Origin of the sequence: Streptomyces sp. NPDC002130 (genome assembly GCF_040296465.1) — a bacterium.
GTDB lineage: Bacteria > Actinomycetota > Actinomycetes > Streptomycetales > Streptomycetaceae > Streptomyces.
In genome coordinates, this window is sequence record NZ_JBEOXI010001303.1 from 1 (window position 1) to 1,015 (window position 1,015).

The 1,015-nt window shown below is 63.3% G+C and carries 1 protein-coding gene; it reads right to left on the reverse strand.

All coding sequences use genetic code 11. The features are described from left to right. A partial coding sequence (locus tag ABT116_RS50475) for a kynureninase (protein WP_351648610.1) occupies window positions 1-1,015 on the reverse strand: 1,015 nt, incomplete at both ends.

Consider the following 1,015-nt stretch of genomic DNA (forward strand, 5'->3'; position numbering starts at 1 on the left):
CGACGAGATCGATGAAGAGATCGGCCAGCGCGAGCGACTTGCTGCGGATGTCGGCCATGTCAGCTTTGAGCGCGACGACGAGACCACACTCGACGAGTGACAACGACGTGATGGGTTGAGTACCACTCAGAAACCGTCGTATTCCTGCGCCCGGTTCGTAGGCCGACTCCATCGCGAACGGTCGCGCGTGCCCCCACCACCCGGACAGCGGCTGGATTCCGGTGTTCTGATGGCGACGGTTGACCCAGATGAATGCAGGTGAACCCGGACCACCATTGAGGTACTTGTACGTACACCCGACCGCGAAGTCGGCGTCGGCGCCGCCCAGGTCGACTGTCACGGCGCCAGCAGAGTGTGCGAGGTCCCAGATCATGAGCGCGCCACATTCCTGCACTGCTGCAGTGACTTCCGCCATCGCATACAGGTTTCCGGTGCGGTAGTTGACGTGCGACAACATCACCACGGCGGTGTCCGGCCCTACCGCCTCGGCGAGGTCACCCGGTTGGTCGATCAGGCGTAGTTCGTATCCCTGATCGAGCAGCGAGATGATGCCCTCCGCAATGTAGAGGTCAGTCGGGAAATTGTCTCGCTCGGAGACGATCACCTTTCGGCTGGGGTCCTGTGCAGCCGCGATGGACAGTGCGGAGGCCAATGCCTTGAACAGGTTGATCGACGTCGAATCCGTCACTACCACTTCGCCTTCACCTGCTCCCAGCAACGGGGCAAGTTTGTCACCGAGGCGGACCGGGAGGTCGAACCATCCAGCCTCGTTCCAACTGCGAACCAAGCCGTTGCCCCACTCGTCGCCGATCACTCTCGCGGCGCATTCCTGTGCAGCAACGGGACGCGCGCCGAGCGAGTTTCCGTCGAAGTAGAGAACGCCCTCCGGAATCGCGAACTCGCGGCGGAACTCCCTCAGGGCCTCCACCAGCGGTCGGGTCAGCTCGGTCTCGATGTAGCCCGGGCCCAGCCCGTTGACCTGCACCCCGTACGGCCCCCAGTCCGCGCACATGCC